This is a genomic window from Tychonema sp. LEGE 07196 (assembly GCF_963890365.1).
Lineage (GTDB): Bacteria > Cyanobacteriota > Cyanobacteriia > Cyanobacteriales > Microcoleaceae > Microcoleus.
Genome location: NZ_CAWPRX010000085.1, coordinates 11,978 through 32,644, shown reverse-complemented (window position 1 = coordinate 32,644; position 20,667 = coordinate 11,978). Strand labels below are relative to the sequence as shown.

Below are 20,667 nucleotides of genomic sequence, written 5' to 3'. Positions count from 1 at the left end.
ATCGAACATTTTAGAGGCTAGTGCCTGCTCCAGTGATTCATCTGCGAGTAAATCTTTAATCTAAAACCTAAAATCTAAAATCGACAACAGTCGTAGAGAGATCGAACATTTTAGAGGCTAGTGCCTGCTCCAGTGATTCATCTGCGAGTAAATCTTTAATCTAAAACCTAAAATCTAAAATCCACTGACCGGGAACGCCTAAATGTTCCCCCAGCCTTGATATGGAAAAGCAGCCTTCAGAACCAAGTTATTGCCTTGGGTGCTGACTTAATGTCGTAGGTATTGAACTTATCCTTCTCCTCCTCGTCCTTGACTTTTGGTTATCATTATGACTTATCGCGATATTCCTCTAATTATTCCCGTTCTGGCCGCCGGTTATGTCATGACTATTTATGTAGTCCTGATGTTGGTCGAACGCAGCTCTAAAATAACTCGATTGGGCGAGTAACGCACTGCTCGGCAGCCGAATCCGCGTTCCGAGCAATGGGCTACTAGCTCTGAATTCCGAATACTTGATAATAACCTTGCCTTGAATGCTAGCTCGCAAAGGCAGGGTTATACCATTTTAGATTAAAGATTAAAGATTTTCGATTTTAGATTTATGAAGAATTGATGAAGCTCGTGGCTTAGCGGTAACAGGCAAGTATCAGAATATTTGGGGCGATCGCTGCAGACACATATCAGCGGCTACACTAAATCAAGTTTGGATAAATCTGATTCACAATGCTTTACAAGCGATGGACAATTGTGGAGTTTTCAGCATATAGCTGAGAGCTTAAAATCAGAGGATGTTCGTTATTGTCAAATATTCGCAGCAAGGGAATTGGGCCGGAGGTTTTGCCGCGCATATTTGACCCGTTTTTTACCACAAAACCCGCTGGCGAAGGCACTGGCTGGGGATTAGATATTGTTAAGAAAGTTGTCGAAAAACATTCGGCTAAGATAGAAGTAAGATCGGCGATCGGTCAAAGGACGTTTACTGTGTCAATTTCGATCGCCATTTAGCCCGCTTTGCACCCGAAATTATATGATGCACGACCAAAAATGCAACTTTAGACGGATATCATTCGATTTTAGAGTTGAGATTTTGAGATTTACTTGCAGTGCCGTGAATCGCCGGAGCAAATACAGGAGTCTCAATGTTTTGGCTCTAGATGATATCAAATTCTCTCTTCATCAGAATAGTAAATTAACAGTTAACTGTTAACATCATGTATGAGTGCAACCGGAATTTATATGACAGGATTGCGTGGCACGGTATCCATTTTTGGGCGGCTTAAAAAAAATACAAATTTAGGGGCACTTTCTAAACCGTTATGCGATCGGTGATTTATAATTGTTATTTTTTTTAATGGAAAGTATCAAATCAAAAATGATATTAGACGGATGTTAAACTTCGCTCGCGTTCGGGATCTTGACACTGTAAAATGTCAAATTTAAAATAGTATTAATTGTCGGTTCAGAATAACGTAAGCTTTATAATTTTGCTGCATCAACCGCCGATAGATCAACTTTCACGATTCAGAGAGGGAGGTAATAAATAAAGGAAATATTTAATTATTATAGTGTCTTAATTGCAGATTATACTTCCATTTCTACCCCTTAATTTGCTTATGTCAACCACAATTTATGATAACCAACACTTGCTCGAACAGGCGATCGACCTCAAACCGCCTGTGCTGCCTCCAGACACACCCTTGAAAGTTGCGATCGCCGCCATGACTGAGGCGAGCGCCAGTTGCGTTTTAATCGCGTTTGAGCGGCAACCGATCGGGATTTTGACTGAGCGCGATGTTGTCCAAATAACTGCTAGCGAAATACCCCTAGCAGGGCTGACAATTTCTGAGGTAATGACGCAAAATCCGATCGCCATTTCCATCGATATAGCTGAGAATATCTTCAAGGTATTGGGCATATTGCGATCGGCAAAAATCCGTCACTTGCCCCTCACAGACGCAGGCGGAAACTTGCTCGGAGTCATCACCGGAGAAAGCATCCGTCAAATCCTGAAACCGGGCGACTTACTGCAAATGCGGCGCGCCCAAGAAATTATGACCGCCGAAGTAATAGTTTCCTCAACTAAAACCCCAGTTTTAGAAATCGCAAAACAGATGGCAACCCAGCGCAAAAGCTGCATAGTCATTTGCAGTGAATGCGACAACAAAACTCAAAAACCTGTCGGCATAATCACAGAACGCGACATTGTTAAATTCCAAGCTGCCGAACTTGATTTTGCCAGCACGAATGCCGCCACCGTCATGAGTTTTCCTCTGATACTTTTGCAGATAAAAGCCACATTGTGGCAAGCTCACCAGTTCATGCAGCAGCACCGCATCCGGCGTTTGGTGGTGGTGAACGAAGCAGGATATTTAGCCGGAATTGTGACCCAAAGTACGCTGCTGCAGGTTTTAGATCCGGTAGAAATGCACAATATCGAGCTTTTACAAGAAACAGTAACCAATAAAATTCAGGAGTTAAAAGAAGTGAACGAACAATTGCAAAAAGAAGCTGTTCTGAGAAGCGAAGTAGAGGAACAACTGCGACTTTTAAATGAAAATTTAGAAGAACAAATTCAACAGCGAACTTTAGAACTAATTAACGCTAACAGTCAGTTAAAGCAGGAAATACAAGACCGCGCCACAGCAGAAGAGGAAGTCCGACGCCTGAACACCGAACTAGAACAGCGAGTGCAAGAGCGCACTGTTCAACTAGCTGCTAGCAACGAAGAATTGCAGCAAAAAATTAGCGAACGCAAATTGCTAGAAGAAAAGTTATATTTTTCTGAAACCAAAGTTCGCGGAATTTTTGAAGCCATGACAGATATCGTTCTCGTACTCGACATTCAGGGCAACATAGAAGTTTTGCCTACCAATACAGCAGCCTTTTCCGATCCTGATTGCGATACAGTCAGCTTGACTATAGAACATTTTTTTGATGAAGACAACCCAGATGATTGGTGGAAGTTAGTTAAGCAAGTATTAGAAACGCAAAAAACCATCAATTTCGACTATAGCTTAACAGTAGCCGATCGCGAAATTTGGTTTTCTGCCTGCATTTCTTTGTTCTCGAAAAATGCTGTGATTTGGGTTGCTCGTAACATCAGCGACCGCAAACTAGCAGAGTCGGCGCTGCACAAAAAAAATGCGGAATTAGCTCATACGCTGCAAGAACTAAAGCGCACTCAGCAAGAACTGATTCAATCAGAAAAAATGGCAGCCCTCGGACAGTTAATTGCCGGAGTTGCCCACGAAATCAATTCTCCCTTGGGGGCGATTCGCTCCTCTGTGCAGAACATCGCCGACTTCTGGGGCAGACAATTGCAGCATTTGCCGATATTTTTTCAGCAACTATCCCCGGAACGGCAGCAGGATTTCTTTGCCCTACTGCATAAATCAAGCGAGGAAACAGATAGGTTATCTAGTAAAGAAAAACGTCAGTTGAAAAAACTTGTGCAGCGGCAATTAGAATCAGAAGCAATTGACAACGCAGATAGCCTTGCCTGTACATTGTTAGATATTGGTATCTGCAATAACGTAGAACCTTTTTTACCTTTGTTGAAAGACCCCAAAAATCTCAATATTTTACAAATTGCCTACGAATTCGCTACGGTACAAAAAAGCACTAAAAATATTGCTACTGCGACAGATAGGGCTGCAAAAATTGTTTTTGCTTTAAAAAGCTACTCTCGTTACGACCAGTCTGGCTCCAAGGCGATCGTAAATATTACTGACGGCATTGATACCGTTTTAACGCTTTACCACTACCAAATCAAACACGGTGTAGAAGTAGTAAAAAACTATGGTACTGATTTGCCCTTTGTGCTATGCTATGCTGATGAACTAAATCAAGTGTGGACAAATTTGCTTCACAATGCTTTACAAGCGATGGGCAACAAAGGAATTTTAAAAATTGATGTAAAACACCAAAATAACACAATTTTTGTCAGTATTACCGACAGTGGCAAAGGCATTCCTCCTGAGATTATGCCAAGAATTTTTGAGCCTTTTTTTACGACTAAATCTGCTGGAGAAGGCAGTGGCTTGGGATTGGATATAGTTCACAAAATTATTGAAAAACACCAAGGTAAACTGCAAGTAGAAAGCGTGCCAGGTCAAACCAAGTTTACTGTGTCTTTGCCCGTCGAAATCACTGAGTGAAATTAAAAATTCGGCGCAATCTCCCTCCCAATTTAAAATTCAAAGATGAGTAAAATTTTATGTCCAAACCAGTAATTCTGTGCGTTGACGATGAAATTGTGGTTTTAAATAGTTTAAAAATTCAGCTTAAAAAAGAATTTGGCGATGCTTACCTCTATGAGGTAGCAGAAAATGCCGATGAAGCTATGGAAATTATTGAGGAACTTAGAGAAGAAGATGAAAGCGATATTTTGGTCATAGTATCGGACTGGTTAATGCCCGGTATTAAAGGAGATGAATTTTTAATCCAAGTTCACCAAAAATATCCCAAGATTGTGAAAGTTATGCTGACAGGTCAAGCCGACGAAGTTGCAATAGAACGGGTAAAAAAGCAAGCAAACTTGCACCGATGTTTGTATAAGCCGTGGGATGGCCAAGAATTAGTAGAAACTATAAAATCTGGTTTGGCAAAAATATGAACAATAAACCTGTGATTATTTGCGTGGATGACGAACCGATAATTCTTGAAAGTTTGAAAATCGAGTTAAAAAAAGCTCTGGGAGAAGAACATTTATTAGAAATTGCTGAAGGGGGCGAAGATGCTTTAGAGTTAATAGATGAATTGCTGGCAGATGGCAGCGAAATTGTCGCAGTAATTTCGGACTATCTGATGCCGAATATTAAAGGGGACGAATTACTGAAGCAAATTCACAAAATTTTGCCCAAAACTATCAAAATTATGCTGACGGGACAAGCAGACCTCGAAGCAGTGGCGAATACTATTAAATATGCTAAGTTGTACCGCTATATATCGAAGCCTTGGCAGTCAGAAGATTTGAAGTTGACCGTAAAAGAAGCGGTCAATAGCTATTTTATGGAGAAGCAATTAGCGGAACAAAATGCTCAACTCCAAACGCTGAATCAAGAATTGGAAACTTTAGTGGAGGAACGGACTGCACAACTGCGATTGTCTGAGGAAAAGTTTGCTAAAGCTTTTCGTTCTTCTCCTAACCCGATTACTATTACCCGATTTCAAGATGGTAGTTATTTAGAAATTAATGAGGCATTTTGCCAGACTATCGGTTATTCAGCAGCAGAGATTCTAGATCGCACGGCGCTCGATTTTAATATTTGGAAAAGTATAGAATCCCGGTCAAAGTTGTTTGAAATGTTAGGGGAACAACAAATTGTTCGCAACTACGAATTTGATTGGTACACTAAAACTGGGGAACTCAGAACCGGACTGCTGTCTGCTGAAATCATTGAAATTCATGGCGAAACTTGCGTGATTTCTGTGATTCAAGATATTAGCGATCGCAAATTGGCAGAAGAAAAACTCCGCGCTTTAGCGGCTTCTTTAGCAGCAGCGCAAAGAATTGCCCGCCTCGGCAATTGGGAATGCGATTTCTCTGCTAATACAACTACTTGGTCGGAAGAATTATCTCAAGTTTTTGGTCTCGATTCAACCCGGGCTGCGCCAACAGTAGCTGAGTTTTCGCAATACGTGCATCCAGACGATCGACAAAAATGGCAAACAACGATCGACGCTGCTATTGCTAGCGGACAATGCTACAGTCTGGAATTTAGAATTGTGCGGCCTGAAGCGACAATTGGTGCGGATAATTTCCCGTCAGAAACAAGTGAGGGCGGCTTCATCCGCTACATCGAATCCAGAGGAGAACCAGTGGTCAACGAACAAGGGCAACTGATAAAACTCTTCACAACTTTGATGGACATTACTGCCCGCAAGCTGGCAGAAAGAGCTCTAGCAGAGAGCGAAGAAAAATACCGCCATTTAGTTGAAACTTCCCAAGATATTATCTGGTCTTGCGATGCCCAAGGACACATTACTTTTGTGAACCAAGCAGTCAAACAAATCTACGGTTACGAAGCTGAAGAAATGCTCGGATGTTCTTTTGGCGATTTTTTAGCCCCCGGACAAATAGACTGGAACAGGGAACTGCAGCAGCGCTTGTTGACGGGAGATGATGTGTTTCAGTACGAAAGTATAGTAATAGGAAAAGATAGGCGAGCGATCGATGTCAACACGAAGGCGATCGCGCGATTGGACGCAGACGGAAATATCAGCGGTACAACAGGAACAGCCAGCGACATTACTGAGCGCAAACAAGCAGAAACAGCCCTGAAAAAAGCCAAAGAAGAAGCCGACAGAGCCAACAGGGCAAAAAGCGAATTCCTCTCGAATATGAGCCACGAATTGCGAACTCCCCTCAACGCAATTCTCGGTTTCACCCAACTGCTTGCCCGTGCGGAAGTCCTCGATGCCGACCAAAAGCAATACTTAGAAATTATTAGCCGCAGCGGGGAACATTTGCTCGATCTGATCAACAATATTTTGCAAATGTCAAAAATTGAAGTCGGGCTGGTGACAGTTAATAACAGCACCTTTGATTTGCACAGAATGTTAAAAAACACTGAAGAGATGCTGAAGCTGCCCGCCGAAAAAAAAAGGTTGCAGTTAATTTTTGATTCGACTCCAGACTTACCTCAATATGTAGAAACAGATGAAAGCAAGTTGCGCCAAGTATTGATTAATATGGTGGGAAATGCGATCAAGTTTACGGCGGAAGGCGGTGTTAATTTGAGGGTTAAACATGAGCTGCTGTCAAACAAAAATCGCGGAGAGATTCCGTCGAGTGACAATTGCTGCTTGCAATTTGAAGTTGAAGACACGGGTGCTGGAATTTCGGCTCAAGAAATGGATAATTTGTTTAAACCTTTTGTGCAAACAGAAAGCGGTAGAAAAGCTCAAGAAGGAACTGGTTTAGGCTTGCCGATCAGCCAACAGTTCGTGCAGTTAATGGGAGGAAAAATGACGGTGACAAGCAGTGTCGGTAACGGCAGTATTTTTAGATTTGATGTTAAAGTTTCGCTACCAAATGCAGTGGAAATTCAGGTTGCTGAAACAGCGCGTTTGGTTGTGGGGCTGGAACCGGGACAGCCGGAATATCGGATTTTAGCTGTTGACGATCGCCTGGAAAGCCGCTTGCTGTTAGTCAGAATGCTGGCATCGCTTGGTTTTGCGGTGCGGGACGCTGAAAATGGGGTTGAAGCTGTGTCGGTGTGGTCGAGTTGGGAACCTCATTTGATTTGGATGGATATGCGGATGCCGGTGATGGACGGCTACGAAGCTACCAAACAAATTAAAGCGCATTTGAAAGGTCAAGCAACGGTGATTATTGCTCTGACGGCGAGTGCTTTTGATGAGGAGCGATCGATGATTTTATCTGCTGGTTGCGATGATTTTGTGGCAAAGCCTTTTCGGGAGCAAGTGATTCTGGAAAAGATGGCTAAGTATCTGGGAGTTCGCTATGTTTACGATCGAGAAGCTGCGCCGAGTTCGGATGCTGTCGCACCCGGTGACGTTTGGGCGTCTGAAACTGCTGATGTACCTTTTACGCTGAATGCTTCGTTGTTTGAAGGGATGCCGACCCAATGGGTTGATGAATTGTACGCTGCGGCGGATGCGGTTGATAACGAGGAGATTTTTCGGCTGCTGTCGTCGATTCCTGGGATTAATCTTGGTTTCAGCAGGGCGATCGCCGATTTGGCGAATAACTTCCGGTGCGATCGGATTATTGATTTGATTGAGGAGTTTAGAAATCTTTGAAGGAAGTTAGACAAACGAACAATGTACGGGATATAACGGATGTAACAGATTTAACGGAGGTCAGTTGAAGTTCGAGGTTCCAGGGGACAGAGGCGGGTTAGGGATGATTGATGATTTAGGTCGATCGACTATTTAAGTCTGGGACGTAGAACCTAATTATGTATGGTTTGTCCGGTCGCAATTTATCGCTATAATTGGCGCGTCCAACTACTTTTTAACCTTAGTCCTATCCGCTTATAAAAACCCAATTCTTGGGGTGGGTATTCCTAAGTTTTGTAAACATGAAAGTCCTTGGTTCACGAGCGAGTGCTACAATAACAATTTAATCTATTTTCATAATTTCAGTAATTTTAAATTTAACAACAAATAGCATCAATGATCGGAAATCAAACAGAAGAGAATAAAGGCAACATATTAATTGTTGATGACACTCCAGAAAATTTGCAAGTTTTATCAGCTACCCTGTCGGATCGGGGGTACAAAGTCCGGGGCGTAATTAACGGCAAAATGGCAATTAGAGCCGCGCGATCGGGTTCTCCAGATTTGATTTTGCTCGACATTAAAATGCCGGAAATGGACGGCTACGAAGTTTGCACGCAGCTCAAAGCCGATCCGAAGACAGCAGAAATTCCCGTTATTTTTATCAGCGCTTTAGATGAAGTATTGGACAAAGTAACCGCCTTTCAAGTTGGAGGGGTAGATTACATCACAAAACCGTTTCATATCGCAGAAGTTTTAGCGCGAATCGAACACCAACTGACCATCCAAAGACTGAAAAGACAATTGCTCGATCGCAATACCGAACTCCAACAAGAAATAATAGAACGCAAAAAAGCCGAAGAAGCCGCAGCCGCTGCATCCCTAGCAAAAAGTCAATTTGTTGCCAACATGAACCACGAATTGCGGACTCCCCTGAATGCCATCCTGGGTTTCACCCAAGTCATGAGCCGCGACTCTTTACTGAGCCACGAAAATCTCGAAAATCTCCGAATTATTAACCGCAGCGGTCAACATTTGCTGGAACTAATTAACGATGTTTTAGACTTGTCGAAAATAGAAGCCGGGATAATTGGCTTAGACGAACGCAGCTTTGACCTTTATCAACTCCTCGACACTCTCGAAGATATGTTTCAAATCAAAGCTGAAACCAAAAATTTGCAACTGAGATTTTCCGTGGAGACCGATGTTCCCCAATATATAAAAACTGACGAAAAAAAGCTGCGCGTCTGCTTGATCAATCTGTTGGGAAATGCCATGAAATTTACGGAAAACGGCGGCAGCATTTGGCTGCGAGCGAGGGTGGAAGACAAGCAGCATCCCGCAGCATCAGAAATTTCTCCTAGTTCTAGCAGCGCCGAACAATATTTAATTTTATTTGAAGTAGAAGATACGGGAGTTGGCATAGCAGCAGCAGAAATTGATACTTTATTTGATGCTTTCGTGCAAACAGAAGCTGGCAAACAAGCAGTTGACGGTACGGGATTGGGTTTGACAATTACTAAAAAATTTGTAGAAATAATGGGCGGAGAGATTGGGGTAGAAAGTGTTTTAGGCAAGGGAACCAGTTTTAAATTCAACATCCGAGTATTTGCTGCTATTTCGTCGGAAATAACAGTCGCGACTTTGCAGCGGGTAATCGGAGTGGAACCAGATAGACCAGTTTATCGGATTTTAGCAGTTGACGACAATCAAGAAAATAGGCTGCTGCTGGTAAAAATACTGCAACCAATTGGTTTTGAAGTCCGAGAAGCCGAAAACGGCTTCCAAGCTGTTGAACTTTGGGAAAGTTGGCAGCCGGATTTAATTTGGCTGGATACGCGAATGCCAGTAATGGACGGTTTTGAAGCTGTCAAACAAATTAGAGCTAAAGAGGAAGCAACTAAACCGCGAACTGTAATTATTGCTTTGACTGCTAGCACTTTTGAGGAAAGAAAAGGCGAAATTATTGCCGCAGGTTGCGACGATTTTGTGCGGAAACCTTTTCAAGAACAAATCCTTTTTGATAAGATGGCTTGCTACTTGGGAGTGCGCTATATCTATCAAGAGTTGCCCCGACTGGAAGCGGGGGCTTGGCGGCGTTATTTTGTCAGCGAAAAACCCGATTCATTTTTCCTGCCGCTGCTGGCCCAGATGCCTGGAAGTTGGGTGCAGGAACTCTACGGCGCAGCTAATGATGTTAATGAAGAGCTGGCGATTCAAATTGTCGATCGCATTTCTGAAAGTCATCCAACTTTAGCTGAGGCTTTAAAAGATTTGCTTGTCGATTATCGGCTAGACAGGATAATGGATTTAACTCAATCGAGTTTAAAATAAATGGATAAAAGCCCAATTAAAATATTGGTGGTAGACGATCAACCGAGCAATCTGCGGTTCTTATCTCAACTACTAACAGCCCAGGGATATCAAGTTTACCGAGCTATTTGCGGTCAACTGGCGTTGAATTCTGCGATCGCCCATTGCCCCGATTTAATTTTACTCGACATTAGAATGCCGGAAATGAACGGTTATGAAGTTTGTCGCCGACTGAAATCGACAGCGGAAACCGCACAAATTCCGGTGATTTTTTTAAGCGTACTAGATGATATTAACGATAAATTACAGGCTTTTCGAGTTGGCGGCGCGGACTATATTGCCAAACCATTTCAAACAGAAGAAGTTTTAGCACGCATCGACAAGCAAGTCAGCTTGCAAAAACTGCAACAGCAACTCAAAGAGCAAAATGCTCAACTGCAACAGTCGCAATCGCTGCTTGCTAGCATCTTAAATAGTTCCTTAGACGGTGTGGTGGCTTATTCTGCTGTCCGCAACAATCAGGGAAATATTGTGGATTTCCTGTGGCTGTTAGTCAACCGTGCTGCTGAACAAATTTCGGATGTGCCATTAAATGAGATAGTTGGCAAGTATTTGTTGGTAGAAATTGCCGAAATTCGCAATAGCAGGTTATTTAATTTGTACGTTTCTGTAGTAGAAACAGGAGAAACTGTAGACCAAGAATTTTATTACGAATGCGAGCGAAATTCAGGTGTTTGGCTGCACCTTGTCGCGGTCAAATTAAACGACGGTTTGGCAGTAACATTTCGCAATATAACCGATCGCAAAAAAGCCGAAATTGCCCTGCGAGAAAGCGAAGAACGCTTCCGCGCGATCTTCGAGCAAGCGGCTGTCGGTATAGCGAAAACTGCGCTGTGCGGTCAATTTATACGGGTGAATCCCGGCTTTTGTCAAATTGTCCGCTATACAGAATCGGAATTGTTGCAGCTTCATTGGCGGGCAATTACTGATCCCGATGACATCGAAGCTGACACGGAATACGTGCGCTTGCTGTTGTCCGGGGAGATGCAAACTTTTTCTCTGGAAAAACGTTTGCTCTGCAAAGATGGGGAAGTGCGCTGGGCGAACGTTACTGTTTCGACAATCCGCGATGCTGAGGGGACGGCGCAGTATTTGATTTGTGCGATCGAGGATATTTCCGAGCGCAAGCTGGTACAAGAATTGCTCCAAGCGAGTTTAGAGACACAAACCCGCTATGCTGAAGAATTAACTCGTTCTAATGCCGAACTCGAACAGTTTGCTTACGTGGCTTCTCACGATTTGCAAGCGCCTTTGAGCACGATTGCCGGCTATGCTAAACTATTAGAAAAGCGCTTTCACAACCAACTTGATGCCCAAGCAATAAAATTTCTCGACAATATTGTTAATTCTTGCCTGCGGATGCAGGTGCTGATTGATGCTTTGCTAGAGTATTCGCGGGTTGGTCGCAGTCAGAAACGTTTCGATTTGATTGATTGCAATCTGGTTTTTGAGGATGCTTGCGCTAATTTGCAGTTGGCGATCCGCCAGAATCAAGCTTCTGTAACTAGGGGCGATTTGCCAAGGATCGCAGGTGACTGTTTTCAACTGCTGCAACTGTTTCAAAATTTAATTGGCAATGCCCTTAAGTACCGCAGCCACAGGGTGCCGGTGGTACAGGTGGGCGCTTTGCGTCAGGGGGATAACTGGGTGTTTTCGGTGCAGGACAACGGTATTGGTATTGCCGAAGAGCACTATCCGCGAATTTTTCAGATTTTTCAGCGCTTGCACGCGCAAAAAGAATATTCTGGAACTGGTATCGGTTTAGCGATTTGTCAAAGAATTGTCGATCGGCACGGTGGAAGCCTTTGGGTAGAATCAGAACCGGGTCGAGGCTCGACTTTTTATTTTTCTTTTCCTGTACCTAAGTGAAGTCAGGAGTCCGCCTGCTGTCATCAACCATTTGAGATTTGAGATACTTCGGCTTCGCGAGGGTACGCTCAACAGAAGTCGCGAGGGTACGAGTTGGAGATTTGAGATTTGGGAATTGGGAATTGGGTAGGACTGTCCGGGTTTGGATCGCGGGCCTAGATTTCGATACTTTTTTGAAACTGGTTTTACTTAAATCTTAAATAACTTTATCTTGTCTTTACATAAATCCTGGTAAAAGAGTAGCATATTCACTGATGACATCGAGTTCAAAATCTATCACGATCAATATATTAGCTCGATCCTTATACAACTTAACAATCAGCGGTGCGTGCAAGACTTGTCAGTTTATTTCAAATTTATCCCGAGCATCTTGCTTTGGGATGCAGTCGTTTCCCTAGTAATTCGCAGACTAGCATTTGTGATGTCTTGTCAGTTGGTCTGTTCTCGGACAGAGTGCCAAGTGAAACAAGCCGGATTCGCAAAGCTTGGCGCATTATGCAAAATCTCAAATTGCTGCAACACAATTGCAATTTTTTCAGCTTGGTTGGCCGGATGAGGACTAGAGATGCTTTGCAGGCGATCGGACACTGCTCCAAGTCCCCCTACTTCACAAAATTTCTTGGTGGTGAGGTAAAGTCGTGAATTATAACAATAAAAGCTTTACTCTTCTAATAGCCAACGATGATGAGGACACGCGCTTTTTGATGCAGGAAGCAATGCGAGAAGTGCGATTAACAATTAAAATAAAATTTGTGGAAAATGGAGAACAAGTGCTAGACTATTTGTACGGTAGCGGTGAATATGCTGGTATCAGCAATTGGCACCAGCCAGACTTGATACTTTTGGATCTGAATATGCCGAGGCTAGACGGGCGAGAAACACTAACTTCGATCAGAGCTGACCCGGATTTACAACAAATTCCGGTGGTGATTCTCACAACGTCGCACCGCAGCGGAGATATCTTGCTTTGCTATACCTTGGGTGCTAATTCTTTCATATCCAAACCAGTCACTTTTGAAGGATTGGTTGAAGTAATGAAGACTTTATGTAAGTATTGGTTTGAAATAGTTTCGCTCCCGCGTCGGGATCTGTAAGCTTTAATTGACGTTGATATGGATAGTGTGATTGTAGGCTACGTTTGATAGACCGACATATTGCAGGGTAAGTATAGATTTCAAAACAAAAAAGTTTCATTCAACCCGCTGCGAACGCTATAGTTGTGTTAACACGTCATCAATGTCTGAAAATTTTGTTGGTTGAGGATGACCTCGCAGATGCGACGCTGATTGAAGACCTTTTAGGGTCATTCAGCGAGTCTTTGTTTTGCCTTCAAACTGTTAAGTCTCTGGAGAAAGGATTGGCGTGTCTAGAAGCAGAAAAATTTGATGCAATACTGTTGGATCTGTCAGTGTCAGACAGCTTGGGGGGAAGGCAGGATATTGCCATTTTGAAAGCCCGATCGCCCACAGTGGCGGTGGTGGTGCTGACGGATATCAATGATGATAATACGGCGCTGTCGCTATTGCGATCGGGCGCTCAAGATTGTTTGGTGAAGGGAAGATTTCACAGAACTCTGCTGGTGCGGGCGATTTATTACGCGATCGAACGCCAGCAAGTCGAAGAACAATTGCGACAACAAGCTCTCCGGGAGCGGCTGTTGGGACAAATGATCGAACATATTCGATCGTCAATAGACACCGCAAGCATTCTTCAAAGTACCGTCGCAGAAGTGCGCCAATTTCTGAAAACAGACCGCGTTTTAATTTATCGCTGTCACGATTGGGCTTCTCAACTCGACGGGGAAGAGCAACAAGGTGCGATCGCCGCAGGTGATGGTTTGCCATTAGGTTATATTGAAAATCAAAATATTAGTGCTGCATTGGCGGTGTCATGCTTTGTTTTGGTCGAATCTCAGTCGGTACAAGCAATAGCAGATGTCAGCGCTGCCGAATTGTCTGGCAGTTACAAAGAGTTGCTGGCAGATTGTGAAATTGCAGCAGTTTTAAGCGTGCCAATTTGGCAATCGGGCGACTGGGAAACGGCAAATAACAGACTAGAAGGCACTTTTTGGGAAGCAGAAAAGAAACCAGATGCAGTGGAAGATTATATCTCGTGGCAGGCTGCTCAACCGCAGGCGCAGGGTTCTAATACGCCGGATTTGAGGAGTGAAAATTGCAATAAATTGTGGGGAATGCTGACAGCATACAATTGCAGCGGTATCAGGGAATGGCAGCAGTGGGAAATAGATTTTTTACAGCACTTAGCAAATCAAGTGGCGATCGCGATCGAACAATCTCAACTTTACCGCCAGCTCGCCATAGCCAATCAAAAATTGCAGCAACTGGCAACTACTGACGGACTGACGGGCATTGCCAACCGCCGCCAGTTCGATCGCGTTTTGATATTGGAGTGGCGCAGATTGACAAGAGAGGAACTGCCGCTTTCTTTAATTATGTTGGACATCGACTTTTTTAAACTTTACAACGAGTTTTACGGCCACGTCGGCGGCGACGATTGTTTGCGCCAAGTTGCCAGCGCGATCGCCTCTTCTACCAAACGGGCTGGGGATTTTGCCGCCCGCTACGGTGGCGAAGAATTTGCCGTAGTGCTGCGGAATACCAGCGCCGAAGGGGCAAACGTTGTCGCCCGGAAAATTTGCGACGATATTGCCAGTTTGAAATTGCCTCACGCGCGATCGCCGATCGGCTCTTATCTTACCCTCAGTTGCGGAATTGCCACAGCGATGCCTGATTCGCAGGAATCTCCCTACACCCTAATTCGCAGCGCTGACAGCGCCCTTTTTCAAGCTAAAACTGAAGGTAAAAATCGCATTTGTCACGCTAGCAGCAAGTCGGAATCTACGCCGATTTTGATGTGAGGGAAGAGGGAAGAAGGAAGTACGTCCGCTTCTTTTGTAGCGGATTTAACGGATGTAACGGATGTAAGTCCGTCGGAAGAGGGAAGAAGGAAGAAGGAAGAGGTCCGAGGGAAGAAGAGCCTTCGGCTTCGCTCAGGGTGAAAAGAGGGAAGAAGGAAGAATAACATTGAATTGAATTGCATACTTTGATTGATATATCTACCCCACATGACAGGTAGATGAACACAGATTAATGCAGATGATTTCATTCCGAGGAAAGTCAATAAATGCAATTGATCGTCTACTTTTTTATTGCCAATTCCTAATTTATTTTCCCAAATTACAACTCCTACCAGTTAAATTCGATCGCACTGGAATTTCAATCACAAACTCCGATCCTTCTCCCGGTGTCGAAATACAGCTCAAGCGACCGCCGTGCCGATCGACTATAATCGAGTGAGAAATCGACAATCCCAAACCCGTCCCCTTCCCCACAGGCTTAGTCGTGAAAAATGGGTCAAACAGCCTCGATCGCACCGACTCCGGTATCCCCCCGGCGTTGTCGGTAATAGATACCGCTACGAAGTCGGCAGCAGCCGGATAAGTCCGAATCGCGATCGTGCCCGGATGCCGATCGCACTCCTGGATCGTCCGCCCTTTGTCCCGTTCTTCCAAAGCATCGATCGCATTAATCAAAATATTCATAAATACCTGATTTAACTCGCCCGGAAAACACTCAACTTGCGGCAGTTCCTGATAATGTTTAATTACCTGAATCGCCGGACGGCTGCTGTGAGATTTTAACCGATTTTGCAAAATCATCAAAGTGCTGTCAATTCCCTCGTGAATGTTGACCGACTTCCCCGCCGACTCGTCCAAGCGGGAAAAGTTACGCAATGATTTGACAATCTCTACAATTCGCTCGGTTCCTACCTGCATCGAACTAAACAGTTTCGGAAAATCCTCAACAATATAATCTAAATCGATCGCATCAATTTTATCCAAAACTTCCGCCGGAGGATTGGGACAGTATTGTTGGTAAACTTGAATCAATTCCAGTAAATCTAAACTGTAACCGCTAGCCGGACTGATATTGCCGTGAATGAAGCTGACGGGGTTGTTAATTTCGTGAGCAACACCAGCAACTAACTGACCCAAACTCACCATTTTTTCATTTTGAACGAGTTGAGCTTGAGTCGTTTTAAGTTTATTAATTGCTGCTTCCAACTCTAGTGCTTTTAAGCGTTCTCGCGCTTCCGATTCCTGCAAAGCTGACTCGGCTTGTTTGCGATCGGCAATTTCAATTTGTGCTTGCTCGAACAGCGTCGATTGCTGGATCGCGATCGCCAATTGCACGCTAATTTGTTTGAGACACTCCACCTCAATTTCCAGCCAGTGGCGGCGGCCCGCGCACTCGTGAGCAATCAATAATCCCCACAAGTTCTCGCCTTGCAAAATCGGCACTACCAAATTAGCTCGCACCTGAAATTGACTTAACAAATCAATGTGGCACTGGGAAAGACCGGCTTGGTAAATATCATCGATCGCTACAGTGCGATTATCTTTGTGAGCAGCATAGCTGGTGGATTTTAAACAAGAATCGTTAATAGTTCTTCCCAGAAGCGGTTGCCAATTCTCGCCTACAGATTCGACAGTTACAAAACCGCTCCAGTCAGGATTAAAGCGATAAATAATTGTCCGGTTTGTATCCAAAAATTGCCGGACTTCAGCCACAGCCTTTGTCAAAATTTCGGCTAAATTTAGAGAAGATCGAATGCGTTCCAGCATCCCTACCACCAAACGTTCTCGCTTTAGTTGCTGGCGCAAAATAGACTCGGCCAGTTTGCGATCGCTAATATCTTCAATCACAGCAAGTCCGTAATTCGGTTCCCCAAACTCATCCCGCACTAAAGATACAGTCACGTTCGCCCAAACCAATGAACCATCTTTGCGTACAAAGCGTTTCTCAAGTGAATAATTAAAGATTTCCCCAGCTAACAGTTTTTTTGCCATATCGATATCTGCTGCTATCTCTTCCGGGTGCGAAATCTCCCAAAGATTTAGGGCTTGCAGTTCCAATGCTGAGTACCCGACAGTATTGCAAAAGCCTGGATTTACATTCAAAAAAGAACCGTCCGGCCGCACTTTAACAATGCCGACGGCTGCTTGTTCAAATACAGCTCGAAACCGTTTTTCGCTTTGTTGCAAAGCAATTTCTGATTTTTTGCGATCGGTAATATCCATTTCCGTACCAAACAGTCGCACCACTTGACCAAACTCATTTTTAACAGCTCGTCCTTTACCGTTAACGTGCCGGATTTCTCCTGATGGAAAATAGATGCGGTGGTCAATGTCGTAAGCTATGCCTTCAGTCACTGCCTTTTGCACAACTTGTGTAAACTTTTCTTTGTCATCGGGATGAATTTGCTCTAAAAGTTCTTCCATTGTCGGCGGCTGATTCAATTCTCGACCGTAAATTCTAAATACTTCCGCCGACCAAGTAATAGTTTGTGTCTGAATATCAAATTCCCAATTCCCCATGCGGGCAATTTTTTGCGCTGCTTGCAACTGTTCGGCAAGTTGTTGTAGAGATACTATCAACTCTGTTTTTTCGGCTTCAGCTCCAACGCGGGCGCTGATATCTTTGTGAGCGCCTGTCATCCGCAGCGGCCCGCCCCATTCGTCGTACTCGACCACCTTACCCATCGCCAGAATCCACTGCCAATTTCCCGCTTTGTTGAGCAGCCGAAATTCAACTTCATAGATATCGGTGCGACCTTCAAAACAGGATTTTAAAGATTCCTTTGCCTTCAGCCTGTCTTCGGGATGCAGCAAATTTTCCCAAGCTTCGAGGTTATTTTCAATTTCAGTTTCTGCGTAACCGAGCATTGATTTCCAGTGTGCGTCGAAATAAGTTTCGCCAGTAGCTATATTCCAATCCCACAGCCCCAAAGAGCTGCCGGAGACCGCCAACTGCAATCGCTCTTGACTGAGTTTTAATGCCGATTCGGTGCGTTTTAGTTCTGTGAGATCGGCAATTATTGCCATCATTCCTATGGGCTGATTGTCGCTATCTTTAATGCAGTCAGCTCGCAAGAAAACTTCTATAATTTCGCTATTTTTAGCCTTGAGTGCAATTTCGTTACTCCAGGACAAACCTTTCCGCAGCACTTTAAATAACTTTCTCAATTCTTGAGATTTGTACATTGCTCCCGGGCCGCCGGCATTATTTAGTTCTTCTACTGTATAGCCGTAGCGCTGAATAAATGCTTGATTGTGATAAATTGAACAGCCGTTCAAATCGGCGATCGCGATCGCATCGCTAGCGCTGTCTACAGCTTGAGTTACCAAGCACAGAGTCAATTCAGCTTGTTTGCGATCGGTAATGTCAAAAATCGCTCCATCCAACCACAAAACCAACCCTTCTCGATCGTAAGTCGGTCTGCCTCTTTCCGACAGCCACCGCAGGGCCCCGTCAGCCCGCACAATCCGGTATTCTACATGGTACGGCTGTTTTGACTCTACCGCTGCCCTAATTTGTTTTGCAAGCATTGGGCGATCGACCTCGTGGATAATGCTAGCAAAACTCAAGCGGCTGTTGTCGGTAAAATCCGCAGCCGGATAGCCGCTAATTGCCTGAATTTCATCGCTAACAAACACCATTGTCCAATCAGCATCGTACAAACTGCGGCAGATAGCGCCGGGAATACTCTCAACGAGCGATCGAAATCTGGCTTCCGTTTCCCGCAAAGCTGCTTCAACCAGTTTTAAATCAGTAATATCCAGTATCATGCCTTCCCAAAGAATATCCCCTTCCTGCCCTCTTTCTGTTGGAAAATCAATTCGTTCCGGTCTCGAAACCCCTCGCATCCACTTAACTGTTCCCGAAGGCAAAATCGCAGACCATTCCTGCTGCCAGGGCTGGATATTTGCCGCCGAAACAGCAATTGATTCGTAAATTTTTGCCCGGTTATCTGGAGGAACACAATTGAAAATAAGTTCGGGATTTAGCTGAATATCTTCTGGTGCCAATTCATATAAATCGCGACAGCCAGAAGAAATGTAAGGAAAAGACATTTTTCCATCAGTTGAAAGTCTAAATTGATAAATTATTCCCGGCAAGTTGGCTGCAAGTTGCTTCAATCTAGCTTCGCTTTCTTGCATAGCTAATTGTTTGCGCTTATCTTCACTAATATCTCGAATTATCCCCACGAGAATTTTACGACCGTCGGTATTTTCAAATATCGTTTTTTTAGTAGACAGAATGTGCTCGGCACCGCCGCCATCCGTAAATAGTTCCTCAGTTTCGTTCTCTTCCTCCGTCCTAAAAACTTGTTCGTCCTTCTCCCAAAAAAAATCAGCTTCTTCTTTTGGGAAAAAGTCGTAATCCGATTTGCCTAGGAGTTCTTCGCGCGGCTTGCCCATCAGCTTGCAAAAAGCATCATTTAACAGTATCCAGCGGTGCTGTTCATCTTTGACAAAAATTGGATCGGCAACTGCATCGATTGTATAATTCAAAAAGTTTTTACTAGCTTCGAGTTCCTCTAATGCTAAAACTTTATCGGTAATATCGTTGATAGTTCCTGTCGTCCCCAGCGCCTCCCCCTGGCCCAAAATCAAAAAAACCTGCACTTCTACCCACCGAATATCGCCATTTTTGGTAAGATATCGAATTTGATAGCAACAAGACGTTCCTTGATTTTTGCTCAGGCTTCTGGACAAATTTAAATATTGAAATTGGTCGTCTGGATGAATGTAACTCAAACAGGAATTTCCTAAGCTTTCATCAACGGTAAATCCGGTAATTTCCGTCCAAGCCGGATTCAGAAAAGTCCAATCGCCAGCAATATTTGTTTCAAAAACAACTTCTTTGATATTGTCCACAAGTTGCTGGTATTTTACTTGACTTTTTTGCCATTGTGCTTGCCGTTTTTCGCGGGCGATCGCGCAACGCAGCGTCCGCACCAGCAGCCTGCTGTTTACTTGTTTTTTTACCAGATAATCTTGTGCACCTGCTGCAATTAACTCGACGGCCATTTCTTCCTCATCGGCGGCTGTCAGAATGACGATCGGAATATTGATCCCGCAATCTTGCAGCCGGAAAAAAGTATTGAACTTTTGGCTGTCAGGAAGTGTGAGGTCTAATAAAATTACATCAAAAATCTCGCAGCTTAAAATTTCTATAGCATCTTGAAGGCGAACTACATTCGTCGTCTCAATCGATCCTCTCAACCGATACTCAGACAGCAATTCTTGAATGAGTTCTGCATCTTCTGCACAGTCTTCTACTAACAGAACTTTCAAAGTAGCAAGCGTTAAAGTTGACTCACAGACAGATTTCATTGCTATTTTTTAGTATTTAATAAAAATGCAGCAGCGGATGAAGCTACCTAGGTTATTTTTGGATAACTTGAACCGGACGGTTTAGAGTGCGCTGGATGCCTACTGACTCCAGATTTATTTGTAAAATTGAGTCTATCACAGCAAATTATATCCTATCGGGTCAATTATTATAACAAAAACCGTTCGTAGTGTGAACTTTAATCTGCTGTATGTTACAAACTCAAGTCCACACTACGAACCTTACTTATTGCGGTCAAACGACGGGACACTAGATTATTGACTTCACCCCACACCTAGCGGGCTAAAATCATCATCTTTTTATTGATATTGCAACTCTACTCTGTTTTAATTTACAACCTTTGGCAGGGAAATAGCAAGGGTCAAGGCAAAAAAGCGCCGATTGTCGAGAAAGAGTTGCATTCGTGACTGCGAACCTAGGTCAATTACAGTGAATTTACGGAATACGCTAGGAAATTGTC

Annotated in this window: 10 protein-coding genes; 9 read left to right on the top strand and 1 reads right to left on the bottom strand. The window is 43.9% G+C overall.

The window, feature by feature from the left end:
- Positions 1-798 precede the first annotated feature (798 nt).
- The 9 genes from AACV78_RS10445 to AACV78_RS10405 all read left to right on the top strand — a co-directional run bounded on the left by AACV78_RS10445 (position 799) and on the right by AACV78_RS10405 (position 15,030).
- Positions 799-1,005: an ATP-binding protein gene (locus tag AACV78_RS10445; RefSeq protein ID WP_304941013.1), complete on the top strand. Its 207-nt coding sequence runs from the start codon at positions 799-801 to the stop codon at positions 1,003-1,005.
- A gap of 608 nt (positions 1,006-1,613) precedes the next feature.
- Positions 1,614-4,157 (top strand): CBS domain-containing protein, encoded by a 2,544-nt coding sequence (locus AACV78_RS10440; protein ID WP_194008498.1) that lies wholly within the window; start codon positions 1,614-1,616, stop codon positions 4,155-4,157.
- 59 nt (positions 4,158-4,216) lie between these two features.
- Entirely contained in the window at positions 4,217-4,615 is a 399-nt protein-coding gene (locus tag AACV78_RS10435) for a response regulator (protein WP_194008497.1), read from the top strand.
- Positions 4,612-7,767 (top strand): PAS domain S-box protein, encoded by a 3,156-nt coding sequence (locus tag AACV78_RS10430; protein WP_194008496.1) that lies wholly within the window; start codon positions 4,612-4,614, stop codon positions 7,765-7,767. The genes AACV78_RS10435 and AACV78_RS10430 overlap by 4 nt, the downstream gene beginning before the upstream one ends.
- A 375-nt stretch (positions 7,768-8,142) precedes the next feature.
- Complete coding sequence (locus AACV78_RS10425) at positions 8,143-10,080, top strand: ATP-binding response regulator (RefSeq protein ID WP_194008495.1); 1,938 nt, start codon at positions 8,143-8,145, stop codon at positions 10,078-10,080.
- The gene (locus AACV78_RS10420) at positions 10,081-11,988 is read left to right on the top strand and encodes a PAS domain S-box protein (protein ID WP_194008494.1); all 1,908 of its coding nucleotides are present in this window, start codon (positions 10,081-10,083) and stop codon (positions 11,986-11,988) included.
- 638 nt (positions 11,989-12,626) lie between these two features.
- Positions 12,627-13,082, top strand: a complete 456-nt coding sequence (locus tag AACV78_RS10415) for a response regulator (protein ID WP_194008493.1) — start codon at positions 12,627-12,629, stop codon at positions 13,080-13,082.
- A 125-nt stretch (positions 13,083-13,207) separates the two neighbouring features.
- Positions 13,208-14,866, top strand: a complete 1,659-nt coding sequence (locus AACV78_RS10410; protein WP_339383567.1) for a diguanylate cyclase domain-containing protein — start codon at positions 13,208-13,210, stop codon at positions 14,864-14,866.
- The gene (locus tag AACV78_RS10405) at positions 14,863-15,030 is read left to right on the top strand and encodes a hypothetical protein (RefSeq protein WP_194008492.1); all 168 of its coding nucleotides are present in this window, start codon (positions 14,863-14,865) and stop codon (positions 15,028-15,030) included. The genes AACV78_RS10410 and AACV78_RS10405 overlap by 4 nt, the downstream gene beginning before the upstream one ends.
- A gap of 142 nt (positions 15,031-15,172) precedes the next feature.
- Here AACV78_RS10405 and AACV78_RS10400 read toward each other — a convergent pair whose 3' ends face one another.
- On the bottom strand, positions 15,173-20,188 hold the full coding sequence (locus AACV78_RS10400; protein WP_194008491.1) for a PAS domain S-box protein: 5,016 nt from the start codon (positions 20,186-20,188) through the stop codon (positions 15,173-15,175).
- Positions 20,189-20,667: the final 479 nt, after the last annotated feature.